General features: G+C 63.2%; 16 protein-coding genes. 10 read left to right on the forward strand and 6 right to left on the reverse strand.

Annotated elements, in window-relative coordinates; genetic code table 11:
• Positions 1-3 precede the first annotated feature (3 nt).
• Positions 4-1,155 (reverse strand): ABC transporter substrate-binding protein, encoded by a 1,152-nt coding sequence (locus AC1DZE_RS04020; protein ID WP_477668546.1) that lies wholly within the window; start codon positions 1,153-1,155, stop codon positions 4-6.
• Positions 1,156-1,234: 79 nt separating this feature from the next.
• Here AC1DZE_RS04020 and AC1DZE_RS04025 point away from each other — a divergent pair, with 79 nt between their 5' ends.
• Entirely contained in the window at positions 1,235-3,337 is a 2,103-nt protein-coding gene (locus AC1DZE_RS04025) for a molybdopterin-containing oxidoreductase family protein (RefSeq protein WP_477668927.1), read from the forward strand.
• Positions 3,338-3,343: 6 nt separating this feature from the next.
• Positions 3,344-4,486 (forward strand): aminopeptidase, encoded by a 1,143-nt coding sequence (locus AC1DZE_RS04030; RefSeq protein ID WP_477673330.1) that lies wholly within the window; start codon positions 3,344-3,346, stop codon positions 4,484-4,486.
• Between the two features lie 51 nt (positions 4,487-4,537).
• On the opposite strand, the gene AC1DZE_RS04035 is transcribed toward AC1DZE_RS04030, so the two are convergent.
• From AC1DZE_RS04035 to AC1DZE_RS04045, 3 genes are all read right to left on the reverse strand, one after another.
• A complete protein-coding gene (locus AC1DZE_RS04035; protein ID WP_477699809.1) occupies positions 4,538-5,008 on the reverse strand; it encodes a GNAT family N-acetyltransferase in 471 nt (156 codons plus the stop codon).
• Positions 5,005-5,811, reverse strand: a complete 807-nt coding sequence (locus tag AC1DZE_RS04040) for a methyltransferase domain-containing protein (protein WP_477699810.1) — start codon at positions 5,809-5,811, stop codon at positions 5,005-5,007. Before AC1DZE_RS04040 ends, AC1DZE_RS04035 begins: the two co-directional genes overlap by 4 nt.
• 234 nt (positions 5,812-6,045) lie before the next feature.
• Positions 6,046-6,960, reverse strand: coding sequence for an alpha/beta fold hydrolase (locus AC1DZE_RS04045; RefSeq protein ID WP_477672967.1), 915 nt, complete (start codon positions 6,958-6,960; stop codon positions 6,046-6,048).
• A gap of 394 nt (positions 6,961-7,354) precedes the next feature.
• Between AC1DZE_RS04045 and AC1DZE_RS04050 the strand changes: the two genes are divergently transcribed.
• The 7 genes from AC1DZE_RS04050 to AC1DZE_RS04080 all read left to right on the forward strand — a co-directional run bounded on the left by AC1DZE_RS04050 (position 7,355) and on the right by AC1DZE_RS04080 (position 13,361).
• Complete coding sequence (locus AC1DZE_RS04050; RefSeq protein WP_477668551.1) at positions 7,355-7,687, forward strand: polyhydroxyalkanoic acid system family protein; 333 nt, start codon at positions 7,355-7,357, stop codon at positions 7,685-7,687.
• A 20-nt stretch (positions 7,688-7,707) separates the two neighbouring features.
• On the forward strand, positions 7,708-8,655 hold the full coding sequence (locus AC1DZE_RS04055) for a LysR family transcriptional regulator (RefSeq protein WP_477672968.1): 948 nt from the start codon (positions 7,708-7,710) through the stop codon (positions 8,653-8,655).
• Positions 8,656-8,688: 33 nt separating this feature from the next.
• Entirely contained in the window at positions 8,689-9,942 is a 1,254-nt protein-coding gene (locus tag AC1DZE_RS04060; RefSeq protein ID WP_477668553.1) for a CaiB/BaiF CoA transferase family protein, read from the forward strand.
• Positions 9,939-10,895, forward strand: a complete 957-nt coding sequence (locus AC1DZE_RS04065; RefSeq protein WP_477672969.1) for a hydroxymethylglutaryl-CoA lyase — start codon at positions 9,939-9,941, stop codon at positions 10,893-10,895. The genes AC1DZE_RS04060 and AC1DZE_RS04065 overlap by 4 nt, the downstream gene beginning before the upstream one ends.
• Complete coding sequence (locus tag AC1DZE_RS04070; protein WP_477668555.1) at positions 10,892-11,284, forward strand: VOC family protein; 393 nt, start codon at positions 10,892-10,894, stop codon at positions 11,282-11,284. The genes AC1DZE_RS04065 and AC1DZE_RS04070 overlap by 4 nt, the downstream gene beginning before the upstream one ends.
• 35 nt (positions 11,285-11,319) lie before the next feature.
• Positions 11,320-12,303, forward strand: coding sequence for a Bug family tripartite tricarboxylate transporter substrate binding protein (locus tag AC1DZE_RS04075; RefSeq protein ID WP_477699811.1), 984 nt, complete (start codon positions 11,320-11,322; stop codon positions 12,301-12,303).
• Positions 12,304-12,386: 83 nt separating this feature from the next.
• The gene (locus tag AC1DZE_RS04080) at positions 12,387-13,361 is read left to right on the forward strand and encodes a Bug family tripartite tricarboxylate transporter substrate binding protein (protein WP_477668557.1); all 975 of its coding nucleotides are present in this window, start codon (positions 12,387-12,389) and stop codon (positions 13,359-13,361) included.
• A gap of 83 nt (positions 13,362-13,444) precedes the next feature.
• Here AC1DZE_RS04080 and AC1DZE_RS04085 read toward each other — a convergent pair whose 3' ends face one another.
• Complete coding sequence (locus tag AC1DZE_RS04085; protein ID WP_477668558.1) at positions 13,445-13,699, reverse strand: acyl-CoA-binding protein; 255 nt, start codon at positions 13,697-13,699, stop codon at positions 13,445-13,447.
• Positions 13,700-13,914: 215 nt separating this feature from the next.
• Here AC1DZE_RS04085 and AC1DZE_RS04090 point away from each other — a divergent pair, with 215 nt between their 5' ends.
• A complete protein-coding gene (locus AC1DZE_RS04090) occupies positions 13,915-15,447 on the forward strand; it encodes a wax ester/triacylglycerol synthase family O-acyltransferase (RefSeq protein WP_477668559.1) in 1,533 nt (510 codons plus the stop codon).
• A gap of 141 nt (positions 15,448-15,588) precedes the next feature.
• Here AC1DZE_RS04090 and AC1DZE_RS04095 read toward each other — a convergent pair whose 3' ends face one another.
• Complete coding sequence (locus AC1DZE_RS04095; protein WP_477668560.1) at positions 15,589-16,356, reverse strand: type III pantothenate kinase; 768 nt, start codon at positions 16,354-16,356, stop codon at positions 15,589-15,591.
• Positions 16,357-16,377 lie beyond the last annotated feature (21 nt).

Consider the following 16,377-nt stretch of genomic DNA (forward strand, 5'->3'; position numbering starts at 1 on the left):
TTCCTATTCCCGCACCCGCCCGGTGGCATCAATCAGGCTGAGCTCCACCAGTTTGGAGCCCACGCGGTCCCCGTCAAAGTGAACCCGAAAGCCGCCCAGGCTCAGCTCCTGCATGGTGTCCAGTGCCTTGCGCAATTTGACGCGGGTCGGGTCCTTTCCGGCCTTGCGCAGCGCTTCGACATAGGTCCAGGCGGCGATGTAGCCTTCGAGCATGTACACATTGGGTTTGCCCAGTTTGGCCGCTGTAGCGTCGGCCTGCAGTTCACGGACCAGGACGCTCTTGGCGTTGTCCGACTTGGGTGTGACGCGCACCACCACCACACCGGCACCGGCTGCACCCAGCTGCTCGGCCAGCAGGCTTTCGCCAGTGCTGGAAAAGCCGTAGATGGGCCCCCGAAAGCCTTTGGCACGCAAATCGCGTATCGCGCTGGCGGCGCCGGAAGCGTCGCTGATGACCAGTACGGATTCAGGCTTCTTGCCCAGAATCTGTTCAACGCTCGTGGCCACACTGCCGCCCGAGAGGGCCGACTTGGCCACCAGGTTGGCGCCCAGCCCGCCCATGGTGCGCTCGGCCGAATCCAGCGCCGCCATTGACTCGGCATCCTTGCCGTGCAGGATGGCCAGCTTGCGCATGCCCAGGGTTTCGGCATGCCGCGTGATCATGGCGGCTTCTTCCGAATAACCGGGCCGGACCGAATACACGTTGGGATAGAGCGAGCCGCGCAGCTCGTCGGCGCCGGCCATGGGGGCGAACAGCAAAATGTCGGTGTCTTTCAACAGCGGATTGACGGCCGTGACCTGTGGTGAGCCGTAGTAACCGAAGAGCGAAAACACCTTCTGGTCCAGCAGCTTGCGGGTGTTGGCCGCGGCGGTATCGGGGTTGCCCGCATCGTCCAGCGTGGTCAGTTCGATCTTGCGGCCGTTGACACCGCCGCCGGCATTGACGTGGTCGAAATAAAGGCGCGCGCCCTGGGCAAACGGCACAGCCAGCGTGCTGCCGGGCCCGGTCATGGCCAGGGATTGCCCCAGGGTGACAGCGGTTTTACTGATGCCATCTTCGGCATACACCCCCGGCGCCATCAGGGCGGCCAGTGCCGCTACCATGGTGATCCTGGCCAGCACGCGGAATGAATGCATTCCTGTTTTTGTTGTCATGTCGTCTCCTCATCCCCGGGGGCCGGTATGCCTGCCAATATAAAGTTGAACCATGAGCAATACCATCAGCATCTCCCCTATGGCCAAGGCCGAACCTGACACCGGGCTGAAGCCTGCGGCCCTGCAGGTGCTGGGCGCCTGCCCGCACGACTGCCCGGACACCTGCTCGCTGCTGACCACGGTGGAAGATGGCGTGGCCATTCGTGTGCAGGGCAACCCGGACCACCCCCACACCGGCGGCGTGCTGTGCAACAAAGTCTCTCGCTACACCGAACGCACCTACCACCCTGAGCGCCTTTTGCATCCACTCAAACGCAGCGGGCCCAAGGGCAGCGGGCAGTTTGAACCCGTGAGCTGGGAAGCGGCGCTGGCCGACATTGCGGCCCGCCTCAAAGCCATCGCAGCGCGCAACCCCGAGGCCATCGTGCCTTACAGCTATGCCGGCACCATGGGCCAGGTGCAGGGTGAAAGCATGGCGGGCCGGTTTTTCAACCAGCTCGGCGCGTCACTCCTGGACCGCACCATCTGCTCATCAGCCGGCGGCGAGGCCCTCACGCAAACACTGGGCGGCAAGGTCGGCATGCGGGTGGAGTTTTTCGCCGAATCGAAACTCATCATCATCTGGGGCAGCAACTCCATCGGCAGCAACCTGCACTTCTGGCGTTATGCACAGCAGGCCAAACGCGACGGCGCCAAGCTGGTATGCATCGACCCGCGCAAAAGCGAAACCGCCGAGAAATGCCATGAGCACATCGCCCTGCTGCCGGGCACCGACGCGGCGCTGGCACTGGCGCTGATGCACGAACTGATCACCCACGACTGGCTCGACCATGACTACATCGCGCAGCACACCCTGGGCTGGCAAGACCCCGACGGCGGACTGCGCGAACGTGCGCTGCAGTGGCCTCCCGAACGCGCGGCACAGGTCTGCGGCGTGCCGGCGGAACAGATCCGATCGCTGGCCCGCGACTATGGCGAATGCTTCGTCAACCGGCAGCCTGCAGCGATCCGCCTGAACTACGGCATGCAGCGCGTGCGCGGCGGCGGCAATGCGGCGCGCGCCATTGCCTGCCTGCCCGCGCTGACGGGTGCGTGGCGGCACCGGGCCGGCGGCGTGCTGCTCAGCAGCTCGGGCCTGTTCCCGGTCGACAAAGCTGCCCTGCAGCGGCCCGACCTGCTGCAGGACCGCCAGCCGCGCACCATCAACATGAGCACCATCGGCAACGCCCTGCTGGAACCCACGTCGGTGCAGTTCGGCCCGAAGATCGAGGCGCTGATCGCCTACAACAGCAACCCGGTGGCAGTGGCGCCGGAATCCGGAAAAGTGGTTCAGGGCTTCGCGCGTGAAGACCTCTTCACTGTGGTGCTTGAGCACTTCCAGACCGATACGGCCGACTACGCCGACTACATCCTGCCGGCCACCACGCAGCTGGAGCACTGGGATGTGCATGCCTCCTACGGCCACACCGACGTGCTGCTGAATCGCCCGGCCATCGCGCCCATGGGCCAGGCCAAACCCAACACGCAGATCTTTCGCGAGCTGGCCGCCCACATGGGCTTTACCGGGCCCTGCTTTGCCGACAGCGACGAGCAGCTGTGCCGCGCGACGTTTGGCGACAAGGTGGACTTCCAGCAGCTGCTGGACATGGGCTTTGCCACGCTGACGCTGCCCGATGCGCCGTTTGCCGAAGGCAACTTCCCCACGTCGTCGGGCCGCTGCGAATTCTTCAGTGCCCGGCTGGCAGCCACAGGCGCCGACGGCTTGCCTGGCCACGTGCCCAATTACGAAGCAGCCGACACGTCCGACCTGTTCCCGCTGGCCATGATCTCGCCGCCCGCGCGCAACTTCCTCAACTCCACCTTCGTCAACGTGAAAAGCCTGCGCGATATGGAAACCGAACCGGTGCTGGAAATCCATGCGGACGATGCCGCCGCGCGCGGCATCACCACGGGCGCGGTCGTCAAGGTGTTCAACCAGCGCGGCGAGTACCGCGTCAAGGCCGAAGTCTCCGCGCGGGCGCGCCCCGGCGTGGTCAACGGCCTGGGTATCTGGTGGCGCAAGCTGGGCCTGGACGGCACCAATGTGAACCAGCTCACCAGCCAGCACCTGACCGACATGGGCCGCGGCCCCGTCTTTTACGATTGCCTGGTGCAGGTGCAGCGCGACGCTGAAACAGCTTGAGGCACGGTGAGCCGAACGCGCGCCAAGACACTGACCGGCCTGGCTGCTGCGCTGGCCGCAGCCGCGCTGTGCCTCACGGGGTGTGCTGACCTGGGTTACTACTGGCAGTCCGTCAGCGGCCACATGCAGATGCTCAACGCGGCCCGGCCGGTGGACGACTGGCTCGGTGATGCGCAAACATCGGCCTCGTTGAAAAGCCGGCTGGAACTGTCGCAGCGCATCCGCAGCTTTGCGGTGGCCGAGCTGAAACTGCCCGACAACGCCAGCTACCGGCGCTATGCCGACCTGCGCCGCAGCGCCGTGGTCTGGAACGTGGTGGCAGCGCCGGCGTTTTCGCTCACGCTCAAAACCTGGTGCTTCCCGGTCACGGGCTGTGTAGGCTACCGCGGTTACTTCAATGAGGCCGACGCGCGCGCCGAAGCGGCGCGGCTCAAGGCCGAAGGCCTGGAAGCCAGTGTTTACGGCGTGCCCGCGTATTCCACCCTGGGCTGGATGAACTGGGCAGGCGGCGACCCCTTACTCAACACCTTCATCGGCTACCCCGAAGGCGAACTGGCCCGGCTGATCTTTCACGAACTGTCGCACCAGGTGGTGTTTGCGCCGGGTGACACGATGTTCAATGAATCGTTTGCCACTGCCGTCGAACGCCTGGGCATCGAGCGCTGGCTGGCCACGCAGGCTGGCGATGACGCACGCAAGGCCTACGCGGTATTCGATGGCCGGCGCCGGCAGTTCCGCGCGCTGGCACTGGCCACGCGCCGCGAACTGACCGCAATTTATGATCAAAATGATGCCGCAGCCCAATCAGAACCTGCGCAAGCAGCTAGCAAAATGATAGCGTACCAGCGCTTTCGTGACGCCTATGCCGAACTCAAGGCATCATGGGGCGGCTTTGCAGGTTACGACCTGTGGGTGGCGAACGCCAACAATGCCTCGTTTGGCGCACAGGCCGCATACGACGAACTGGTGCCGGGCTTTGAAGCGCTGTTCGAACGCGAGGGCCGCGACTGGCAACGGTTTTATGATGCAGTCAAAAAGCTGGCCCGGCTGCCCAAAGACGAACGGCGCAAGGCACTTGAACAACACAACATGGTGAGCCTTGCGCAGGCACACAGTCACCCACGCAAGGCCGGACAGTCCAAAGAGTAGTTCAATCTGGGCAGCGTCCCGGCACATCCGCCAAGGGGCGTATCTGTATGCTTACACGCACATGATCGTGAGGCGGTGTCCCTGATGTTCCGTATGTTCGACGACTTTCCAGCCGAGCCGGGCATACAGGGCCTCGCTGTTCGGCGTAAACAGGTAGACCTTGTCTTCGCCCATGCTGGCGGCCTCCCGAACCACATGCCGGACCAGCGCCGACCCAATCCCCTTGTTCCTGTGCTCGAGCGCTACATAAACACTGGACAGCCAGGGAGACAAGTGGGAATGGGTAATCGTTTGTGGCAGCAAGCTCGCCGACCCCAAAAGCCGGCCTTCGCAAACCGCCACAAAGGTCATCGGCAACGCGCCCTTCTGCGCGGATGCCTTCAGCCTTTGTGTGCGCTGCTCAACCGTAACCGATGTATTGAGATAGCCGAATTGCGCCTGGTGCCACGCGGCCAGCGCCGCAAGGTGCTGCGGGTGGTCGGCAAGATGGCCAATGCACACAGGAGATGCTGCGTGCCTCATGCCAGTTGAACCCAGGCAGCAACAGACATGGGCGGCACGGTCACAGTGTGCTCGTCGCGGCCCGCCAATTCCCGGGCCAGCAACGCGTCGACATCGTGATGATCCGCATCAGCACGCCCGAGCTTTCGGGCCATGGGTGTCACCGACCTGACCGCCTCCAGAGGCAGTTCGATTGAACGTGCACCATACTGAAGAGGTGCTGATGTCTGCACCTGCACACTGCCGTAGCGCGTCAAAATACTTGGGAGCCTTGCTGCCATGTACGGATTGATGCCTGCGTCCAGCATGACATCGCCTATGAACACAATCGCCTCATGTGTTTCTGGCGATGCAGGCGGCCAGATGCTGCTGTGTACGCCGCGGAAAAAATCCATCTCCAGAAATGCCAGCGTCCCTCCCGGTCGAACCCATTTCGCCACCCGTGCAACGGCGGCCTCAGGACTTGCGACATACAGCAGGAAGTACCGGCCAACAATGGCGTCAAACGTCCGGACGGGCTCAAAGTTGTCAAGCTCAGCCAAAACAAACTTCACGTTTCGAAAACCCGCGTTAGCGACGCGCAACGCGGCAGCGTCAAGCTGGGCCTGGTCCCGGTCTATTGCCACCACTTCGCCGCCGGGCCCCACACGGCTTGCCAGCAACAAGGTCATATCACCGCTTCCGCAGCCCAGTTCCAGGACCTGGGACCCAGGCTGTACGCCGGCCCCTGTCAGCAGGTTCTCGGTAAGCGGCAGTATTGCCAGCCCCTGCATTTTCAACCGGTCGCGCTCTTTTTCACTGCTGTGCAACGGGTAGATTTTCATCCTTCATGGATCCTTTTTCCTGGTTGTCATGTCGTTCCAGAGCGGCGGCAAAGTACCCGCACCAGATGCCCGAATCGGGCAGGCATACATCGGCGATGTGACGCCAGCAACGTGATTCTCGAAAGAGCAGTATCCAGCCCCTGCAAAGCTCTGCACAGTGTGTGAACTACGGTATCCAGAGATCTCAGCCCGGTAGGCAATACCGTAGCCAAGCCGGCTCTGACCACGACCGGGCTAGAAAATCCCGTATTGCGCGGCCCGGTGCGCAGCTTCAGCCCGCGTTTTGCTACCCAGGGCTTTCAAGGCAGCGCTCACATGCATTTCAACCGTACGAGGACTCAGGGATAGTGTGCGTGCGATCTGTTTGTCGGTCTGTCCTTGCGCTACCTGCCTCAGCACCTCGGCTTGGCGCACTGTCAGCCGGAAAGCAGGTGCCGCAGCGCCCTCGTTGCCGGCGAGAAATTCAAGCACGGTATCGCGCACCCCGGGCCATGCCGGCTCCTCCTCCAAAGGGATGTTGTTGTGCGAGTCAACCGGAACGAAGCGTGCGGCAGGAATGAGTGTGGCCAGCCTTTGCCCTTCGTCTATCGGATACAAAATGTCTTGGCGGGCATGCAGAACCAGGCAAGCGGTGTCAATCCGCTGCGCACTTGCGCTGAGGTCCAGGTCATAAAACGCGCGGACGCTCTGTGCAGCGATGGCGCCGTTCATGCGCTGGCTGACGATTCGATCATGGGCCTCAAGTTGCCCGGCCGAGGCGTCCGGGAGAAATTGCGCCGTGAATATGCGCCGAAAAGATACCGCAAACTCGCTTCTCCCATCCAGCCCGGATTCGTACACCTGCAACGCCGCCATGGCATCGTCCCGTTGCGCGGGAGTCAATTCACGCCGCAAACGCCCGCGAACGGCCCCTCCATAGATAACCAGGCGCGTCAACCGGGCAGGATGGCGGGCGGCATACTCGATTGCTGCATACGACCCCGTACACACCGCCATCATGGCAAAGCGCGTCAGACCCGCTGCATTGACGACCGCCTCAATGTCTTCCACCCAGGCATCCAGGGACATGCGCGCAGGCTTGCGCTCCGAAAGCCCACAGCCCCGCATATCGAGCCTGATCACGGTGTGACGGGCGGCCAGCGCGCCCATCCAGTGCCTGCTCGCGGGTCCAGGCGATGTCAGGTCGTTGTCGGTGTACTGCAGGGTGACCCATACAACTGGCGGCCCGCAGCCAGTTGCAGTGAAAGCGATGGCCGTTCCATCGGCGCTTTTGCAAAAATGAATGGAATTTGGATTCTTCAAAAGAGGGGGCTGTTGCAAATTTGTCTGACAACGCACGGGTAGATGGGGGTGCGTCAACAGTGCTCAGTATCACATCACAACGCAGTGTCTTGAACAGGGCCGAAAGCGTAGCCCGCTTTGAAATACTGCCTGAACGAAACGTCGGCACCGGTAAGCGTTTTATGATGCAGTCAAACGGCTGGCCCGGCTGCCAAAGACGAACGGCACAAGGCGCTTCAAATCAACAACACGGAGACCACGAATGGCTGACATCCAGATCCAGCGCGAACACACCCTGGGCCTTGCGGAGGCGCGCAAGATAGCCTTCAAATGGGCCGAGCAGGCCGAAGAAAAATTCGACATGGAATGCACTTACGAAGAGGGCAAGGACGAAGACCTGGTCAGCTTTACCCGCTCGGGTGTCAGCGGCACGCTGACCGTCACCAAGGACCGCTTCGATCTCCAGGCCAAGCTGGGTTTCCTGCTCGGCGCCTTCAAAGACAGGATCGAGGACGAGATCGTGAAAAACCTGGACGCCCTGATCGCGAAAAAGCCTGCGGCCAAAAAAGCCACCACCAAAAAGAAGGCGGCCTGAGTTTTCAGGCTCATTTCCCCGTGAGCTACAACCTCGCCCGGTTTGACCTGGTGTCGGTGCGCCTGGCGGTGGCCTGCGCCCAGACAGGCAGCCTGACGGCCGCGGCACGCGACTCGCACCTGGCGCTGGCTGCCGCCAGCCGGCGCATCCGGGAGCTTGAGGACGCCCTGGGCGACGCGCTGTTCGAACGCCACCCACGCGGCCTGCTCCCCACGGCGGCGGGCCGCGTCTTCGTCAAGCACGGCCTCACCCTGCTGCAGACCATGGAACAGTTGGGCGGCGAACTGGCCGACCTGCGGCGCGGCATCGCGCGCCACATCCGGTTGTGTGCCAGCAGCGCTGCCATCAGCCAGTTTTTGCCGCCGCTGCTGGCACGCTATGGTGAGCTGCACCCGCAGGTGCATATCGACCTGGAAGAGCAGGTGTCGGAAGCCGTAGCGGCTACCCTGCGTGAAGGCCGGGCCGACGTGGCGGTGTTCGTGGAAGGCCCGGGCACCACCGGGCTGGACACCCGGTTGTTCCGCGAAGACGAGCTGGTACTGATCCTGCCCGCCGGCCACACGCTGGCAGGCAGCAAGACACCGCTGGCCTTTGTCGATGCGCTCGACGAGGAATGGATCAGCCTGACCGCTGGCGCCGCCATGCTGCAAAAGCAGCAACAGGCCGCGCTGGCCGCCAACCGGCCGCTGAAATTACGCATGCAGGTGCGCAGCTTTGACGCGGTATGCCATATGGTGGCCTCAGGCCTGGGTGTGGCCATCTTGCCCAAAGCCGCCACGCTGCCCATGGTCAAAAGCATGAAACTCAGCTGGCGGCCGCTGGCCGACGCCTGGGCCCAGCGCCGCCTGCTGACAGCCACCATCACGGGCCAGCCCGATGCGGGTATTGCCTCGCTGGTGGACTTCCTCAGCCCGAAAGAGGCCCCGCCTTCGCAAAACGCGAAACCCAAGGCCCCAAAGCGCAAATAGACGGGACCAGCTGGCGGCGGCACACTGCCCGCCATGCCCTCTCCTGAAAAATCCCCTCCAGCTTCCGGTGTCTCCACCGCGCAAGGCCCGCTCGCCGGGCTGAAAGTGCTGGAGCTCGGCCAGCTGATCGCCGGCCCCTTCGCCGCCAAGACACTGGCGGACTTCGGCGCCGACATCATCAAGATCGAAACGCCGGGCGCGGGCGACCCGCTGCGCAAATGGCGCTTGCTCAAAGACGGCACTTCGGTGTGGTGGCAGGTGCAGTCGCGCAACAAGCGCTCGGTCGCGCTGGATCTGAAGAGCCCCGAGGCACAGGCCATCGTGCGCCAGCTCGCGCTTGACGCCGATGTGTTGATCGAGAACTTCCGTCCCGGCGCCATGGAAGGCTGGGGCCTGGGCCCCGACGAGTTGCTGGCGCTGAACCCTCGACTCATCATGCTGCGCATCAGCGGTTACGGCCAGACCGGCCCCTACCGCGACAAGCCGGGCTTCGGCGTGGTGGCCGAGGCCATGAGTGGCCTGCGCCACCTGACGGCCGAGCCGGGCCGTGTGCCGGTGCGTGTGGGGGTGAGCATCGGTGACACGCTGGCCGCACTGCACGGCGTCATTGGCATCCTGCTGGCGATGCAGGAACGCCAGCGCTCCGGCAAAGGCCAGGTGATCGATGTGGCGCTTTATGAAGCGGTGTTCAACTGCATGGAAAGCCTGCTGCCTGAATACAGCTCCTTTGGCGCGGTTCGCGGCGCGGCCGGCAGCGCCCTGCCCGGCATTGCGCCCAGCAACGCTTATCTGTGCAAGGACGGCGGCTATGCGCTGGTGGCCGGCAACGGCGACAGCATCTTTAAACGGCTGATGGCCACCATAGGCCGCAGCGATCTCGGCAACGACCCGGCGCTGGCTGATAACGCCGGCCGCGTGGCGCGCGTGGAAGAAATCGACGCAGCCATCGGCCAGTGGACCCTGGGCCTCACGGTCGATGAAGTGCTGGCGGCGCTCGACAAGGTCTCGGTGCCCGCGGGCCGCATTTACACCGTGGCCGATATCGCGGCCGACCCGCACTACCAGGCGCGCGGCATGCTCGACGAAGTTCAGATGGACGACGGAAGCACGCTGGCAGTACCCGGCATCGTGCCCAAACTCTCGCGCACACCGGGCGGGCACCGTCGCAATGCGCCGCAGGTGGGGCAGGACACCGTTGCGGTGCTGCGCGAGATCGGACTTTCAACCGAACAGATTCAGGCGCTAAAGGACAAGGGCATCGTGGCCGGGAAGGACGTCAGCGCATGAACACCGCAAAACGGATTTACTTTAATGAGGTCGCTACGCGCGACGGCTTCCAGATCGAACCCGCTTTCATTTCCGCCGATGACAAGGTCGCGCTCGTCGATGCCCTCAGCGAATGCGGCTACGCCAAGATTGAAGTGACATCGTTTACCTCGCCCAAGGCCATTCCCATGCTGCGTGACGCCGAAGAGGTGATGGGCCGCATACGCCGCGTGCCTGGCGTGGAATACACCGTGCTGGTGCCCAACCTGCGCGGGGCGGAGCGAGCGCTGGAGTCGCGGGCCGACGAACTCAACCTGGTGATGTCGGTGTCGGAAACCCACAACCTGGCCAACCTGCGCATGCCCCGCGAGAAAAGCTTTGCCGCGCTCTCTGATGTCATTCGCCATGTCGACGGCCGCACGCCCATCAACATTTCGCTGTCGTGCTGCTTCGGCTGCCCGATGGAAGGCGAAGTGGTCGAGGACGAAGTGCTGCGCTGGAGCGATCGCTTCGCCGCCTTCGGCGCAGACCGCGTGCGCGGCCTCACGATCTGCGACACCACCGGCATGGCCCACCCGGCTCAAGTCGGCCGCATGGTGAAAGCGCTGCAAAAACGCTTTGAAGGCCTGCAGCTGACCCTGCACTTTCACAACACGCGCGGCATGGGCCTGGCCAATGTGCTGGCGGCCGTGCAGGGCGGCATCACGCGCTTTGACGGCTCGCTGGGAGGCCTGGGCGGCTGCCCCTACGCGCCCGGCGCCAGCGGCAACATCAGCAGCGAAGACGCGGTACACATGCTGGATGCGATGGGTTACGACACCGGTATGGACCTTGAAAAGCTGCTTGCGGTGGCGCGACAAATGCCCGGCATTGTCGGCCATGACGTGCCCGGGCAAGTGGCCAAGGCGGGCCGCATTACCGACTTGCATGCGCCGCCGCCTTATGTGGCTGAACTGAGGACGGCATCGGCATGATTCGGCAGCTGGACCATTTGGTGCTGACCACGGCGGACGAAAAAGCCTGCGTGGATTTCTACACCCGCGTGCTGGGTATGACGCTGGAAACTTTTATCGGCGGCACACCACCGGTAGAGCGCAAGGCCTTCAAGTTCGGCCAGCAAAAAATCAACCTGCACGTCAAAGGCAATGAGTTCGAACCCAAGGCCCACCTGCCAGTGCCGGGCGCCCTGGACCTGTGCTTTCTGGCCAACATTCCCCTTGCCGAAGTGATCATCCGCCTCGAGCGGGAGCGTTGCCCAATCATTGAAGGCCCCGTGCTGCGTACCGGCGCCACACAAAAAATCCGCTCGGTCTATGTGCGCGACCCCGACCGGAATTTGATAGAGATTTGCGAACCCGCCTGAAACAGCATCCCAAAACTACAACCGGAGACAACGACATGAGAAAACGTAATTTCTTCCACCATCTCGCCATCCTGGCAGGGGCGATGACCGGTCTGGCAGTGCTGCCTGCCGCGGCGCAGCAGGCCTATCCCGGCCGCCCGGTCACCGTCATCGTGCCGCAGGCGGCGGGCGGAGCCAACGATGCCATTGCGCGCATCGTGTCCCAAAAGCTCGGCGAAATCATGGGCCAGACCTTTCTGGTTGATAACCGGCCCGGCGCGGGCGGTAATGTCGGCACCGCCCAGGTGGCCAAAGCCAGGCCCGATGGCTACACCCTGCTGCTGACGACCAACAGCGCGCACGTCATCAATCCCGCCATCTACAAAAGCACCGGTTTCGACCCCGTGAAGGATTTCGAGCCGGTCGGCCTGGTGGCCAACGCCGGCTATGTGCTGGTTGCCAACTCGGCCTTTCCCGCCAATTCGGTGGTCGAGCTGATTGCCCAGGCAAAAGCCAGCCCCGGCCAGATCAGCTATGCCTCGGCCGGCAACGGCACGCTGAACCACCTGATCGGCGAAATGTTCAAGCGGGCGGCCGGCGTGGACATGCTGCACGTTCCCTACAAGGCTTCGGCTGCCGCAGCCACCGATGTTGCCGGCGGACAGATTCCGGTGTCGGTACAGAGCCTGCCGTCGGCGCTGCCCTTCCTGCAGTCCGGAAAAATCAAGGTGCTTGGCGTAGTGAACGAAAAGCGTCTGGCCTCCTTGCCAAATGCGCCGACGATTGGCGAAACCCTGCCAGGCTTCGGCTCGACACCATGGTATGGGCTGTTGGCGCCCGCCGGTACGCCCAGGGAAGTCATCGTCAAGCTGCAGGCCGCCCTTGAAAAAACCCTGGCCAGCAGGGACGTGGCAGACAAGCTCGCGGCACAAGGCTGCGACGTAATGACCGCCAGCCCAGCGCAGTTTGCTGCGTTGATCCAGGGCGACCTGCCGCGCTGGAACAAGATCGTCAAGGACTCTGGCGCCCGCATCGACTGATCCACCGCCCTTCAGCCAAAACCTGGTCGGGCATTGTCCGGCCTGAGTCACCCTTCCCCGAAAAAAACTATCCGGAGACAACCATGACCCTTATTTCCCGCAGAACCCTCATGGCCGTCGCCAGCCTGAGCACGGCCGCCTGGCTCAACCCGGTGCGTGCACAGCTCGCCGGCAAACCCATCACACTCATTGTTCCCACGGCGGCCGGTGGCACCACCGACATTGCGGCGCGCATGCTGGCCGAGCCCTTGGGCAGGATTCTGCAAACCTCGGTGGTCGTGGACAACCGCGGCGGCGGCAACGGCAACATCGCCGGCCAGATGGTCGCGCGAGGCCCGGCCGATGGCACCAGCCTGCTGGTGCAGTACTCGGGCTACCAATGCATCACGCCGCTGATCCAGCCGGTGCCCGGCTTTGACCCGGCGACCAACCTCAAGCCGCTGGGCCATTTGATTGACGCGCCGCAGCTGCTGGTGGTACGCGGCAACTTTCCCGCCGACAACTTTGTGGACTTCATCAAGTACGTCAAGGCCAACCCCGGCAAGGTCAACTATGCATCCAGTGGCAACGGCTCGCTGCAGCATGTGACGACCGAGCTGCTCAAGGACCTGACCAAGACTTTCATGGTGCACATCCCCTACCGCGGTACGGGCCCGGCGCTGAACGACCTGCTGGCCGGCACGGTGGACTTCACCATCACCACACCGCCGCCGCTGCTGCCGCACATCCGCGCAGGCAAACTCAAGGCGCTGATGGTGACCGGCCGCACGCGCCTGGCCGCGCAACCCAATGTGCCGACCGCCATCGAGACCGGCGTGCCGCTGGTGGCATCGTCGTGGTTCGCGGTCTACGGGCCGACAGGACTGTCCGCCGACCTGCAAGGCCGACTCTCGCTGGCCATCAAGCAGGTGGTGGAGTCGGAAGGCTTCAGGAAGCGCGCCGAAGAGCAAGGCGCGAAAGCGGTTGTGATGAGCGGCGCCGAGCTGGCTACCCTGGGTGACAACGAGCGCAAGATGTGGGGCCGGATCGTGAAACTGGCGAACATTAAAGCCGACTGAAGTCTTTAATAGCCAGCAAAAAGCGGCACAGCCCCGGTGCAAATCGCGCCGGGACTGTGCCGCTTTTTTTGTGGAGGAGAGTCTTAGCTCAGATCGGCGATCAAATCGATGTACTGCTGCATTGCATCGTCCTGCGAGGTGCCCTTGAGGCTGTTCCAGGCGTCCCACTTGGCGCGGGCCACCATGTCACCGAAGCCGGGCTTCTTGTCGGCGTTGTCACCGCTGCTGCCCTGCTTGTAGAGCGCGTAAATCTTCAGCAGCGTCGCGTTGTCGGGGCGCTCGCTGAGGTTTTTCGAATCGGCCATGGCTTTGTCGAAGGCAGCTTTCAGGTCTGACATGAGAAATCTCCGTTTTTAGAAGTGGGTCACCAATGAGGTGGCTTGGGGTAACTGCCCGGTATCTTAGCGAGGCCGTTACCGCCAAAATAGAGGATTACCCCCACGCTTTTCACTACGTGTAATGCGCTGCCCCCCGAGGGGGTTAATTTTCCTTGGGGGCGGCCCGGCGGAAAATTCTTTCCGACAGGTAATTTAGTTGGTTTTAGGGAGTGCTCATGGTTACACGCGTTACCGCTCAGGCCGCAGGCCGAAAAGTGGCAAAAAACGTCCAGAAGAACGTCAAGCGGGCCGTCTCGGGAACCCTGGGCATTTCAGGGGAGCGCATGAGCAAGGTCGACACGGCCTGGCTGCGCATGGACAACGATGCCAACCTCATGATGATCGTGGGCGTGTGGCAGCTTGCGCCGGGCGTCAGGTACGCAGCCGTCTGCGAACGCATCGAAAACAGCCTGCTGAAGTACGACCGCTTCAAGCAGCGCGTGATGGAAGACGCCGCCGGCGCCACCTGGGTGATGGACCGCAACTTCGACCTGGCCAACCATGTCGTGCAGGAGAAATTGGCCAAATCAGCCAACCAGGAGCAGGCCCTGCAGGACCGCGTGGCCGTGCTTGCCACCCAGCGCCTGGACCCGAAACGCCCGCTGTGGCAAATTCACCTGATCGAGGATTACACCGGGCCCGATGGCGTCAAGGGCAGCGCGATGATCGTGCGCATCCACCACTGCATCGCGGACGGTATTGCGCTGATCTCCGTGACCATGTCGCTGGTCGATGGCGGCACGCCGCCGCCTGAGCGGCGCAAGAAGGCTGCGGCGGCTACCGGCACGGAAGACTGGATTGCCGACACCCTGCTCAAGCCCTTCACCGACATCACCGTCAAGGCACTGGGTGCCGTCGGTGAAGGCGCAGCGCGCTCGCTGGGCATGCTGGGTGACCCCAAAAAGGGCATGGAAGACGGCATGCACGGCTCCATGGACATGGCCAAGGTCTTGATGCAGGTGCTCAAGGACGGCGCCGCGCTGGCCCTGATGCCCGACGACTCCAAGACCCGGCTCAAAGGCAAGCCCGGCGGCGCAAAAAAAGTGGCCTGGTGCCAGCCGATTCCGCTGGACGAGGTCAAAGCCGTGGGCAAGGCACTCAACTGCTCGATCAACGACGTGCTGCTCAGCTGCGTGGCCGGCGCCCTGGGCGAATATTTGAAAACCTTCGGTGACGATGTGGCGGGCCAGGAGATTCGCGCCATGGTGCCGGTCAACCTGCGGCCGCTGGACCAGGCGCACAAGCTGGGCAACCGGTTCGGCCTGGTGCCGCTGGTGCTTCCCATCGGGGTGGAGAATCCGATCGAGCGCGTCTACGAGGTGCGCCGGCGCATGGCTGCGCTCAAGGGCAGCTACCAGCCGTTGCTGGCTTTCAGCCTGCTGGCGGTGGCAGGCCTTTTGATCAAGCCGGCGCAGGACGTGATGCTCAACCTCTTTGCCAAGAAAACCACGGCTGTGATGACCAACGTGCCTGGCCCGCGCGAAAAGCTCAAGTTCTGCGGCTCGACACTGGAGCAGAGCATGTTCTGGGTACCGCAGTCGGGCGACGTGGGGCTGGGCGTGTCTATCTTGAGCTACGGCGGCGGCGTGCAGTTCGGCGTGATCACCGACAGCACCCTGTGCCCGGAGCCGCAGCGCATCATCGATGAGTTTGTGCCGGAGTTCGCCAAGCTGTCCATCGTGACGCTGATGTTGCCTTGGGGAGAGTGAGCCCTCGCTGTGCGTCGCAGCTGCCAGGAAGCTCCGGTTAATTTTTTGAGATTTTTATGGCCTTAGCCCAATAACGACGGGCGCAAGCAGCTACTTTTTTGATAGCACATCCCGCAGCAACTCCACCGCGCGGAAAAGGCGTCAGGCTGCAAAACGCTGTGAGGCGATGGCCAACAGTCCGTCGAAGATGAGGCTGTCCACCAGCTCAAACTTCACCGACATGCTGGGCGCCATCTTCCAGCCAGCGCCGCCGGTCATGATGCATTCGGGTGTTTCGCCGCAGTGGCGGGCGACGTTTTCCACCATGCGGTGTATCGCACCGGCAATGGCGAAAGTGCCGCCGCTGGTCAGCGCATCGCTGGTATTGGTGGGAAAGTCGCGCACCTCGCCGGTAGGAACGTGCAGACCGGCCGTGCCGGACTCGAGCGCGCGCAGCATGATGCCGTGGCCTGGAAGAATGAAGCCGCCCAGGAATTTGCCGGAAGCGTCGATCGCCTCGACCGTCACGGCGGTACCCACCATGACAACCACGCAAGGCTTGTTGATGCCGCGCGCCAGCAGCCGGTGGCGCGCACCGATCATGGCCACCCAACGGTCAGCGCCCAACCTGGCCGGATGGTCATAGCCATTGGTGACACCAGCCTCATGCGGGCTGGAAACGACCCAGTGCGGCGCCACGTCCCAGAGTTCCATCTGCTCGACCACACGCCGCTTGATGGCGTCGCCGGCAACGATGCAGCCGAGGATACGCGACGGAGGTTGCATGCCGCCCCACTCTTCTTCGGACAGCTTGTCGATGTTTTCCAGAAACACCGCGCCCTGCGCCAGCAGCTTGGCCTTGGGCACAGGGGCTTCGTACTGGGCCCATTTCAGGCGGGTGTTACCCACGTCAAGCGCTAGGAAGGTCATTTGGCGGATTATGAACAGGTT

Source organism: Polaromonas sp. P1_F1, from assembly GCF_056405795.1.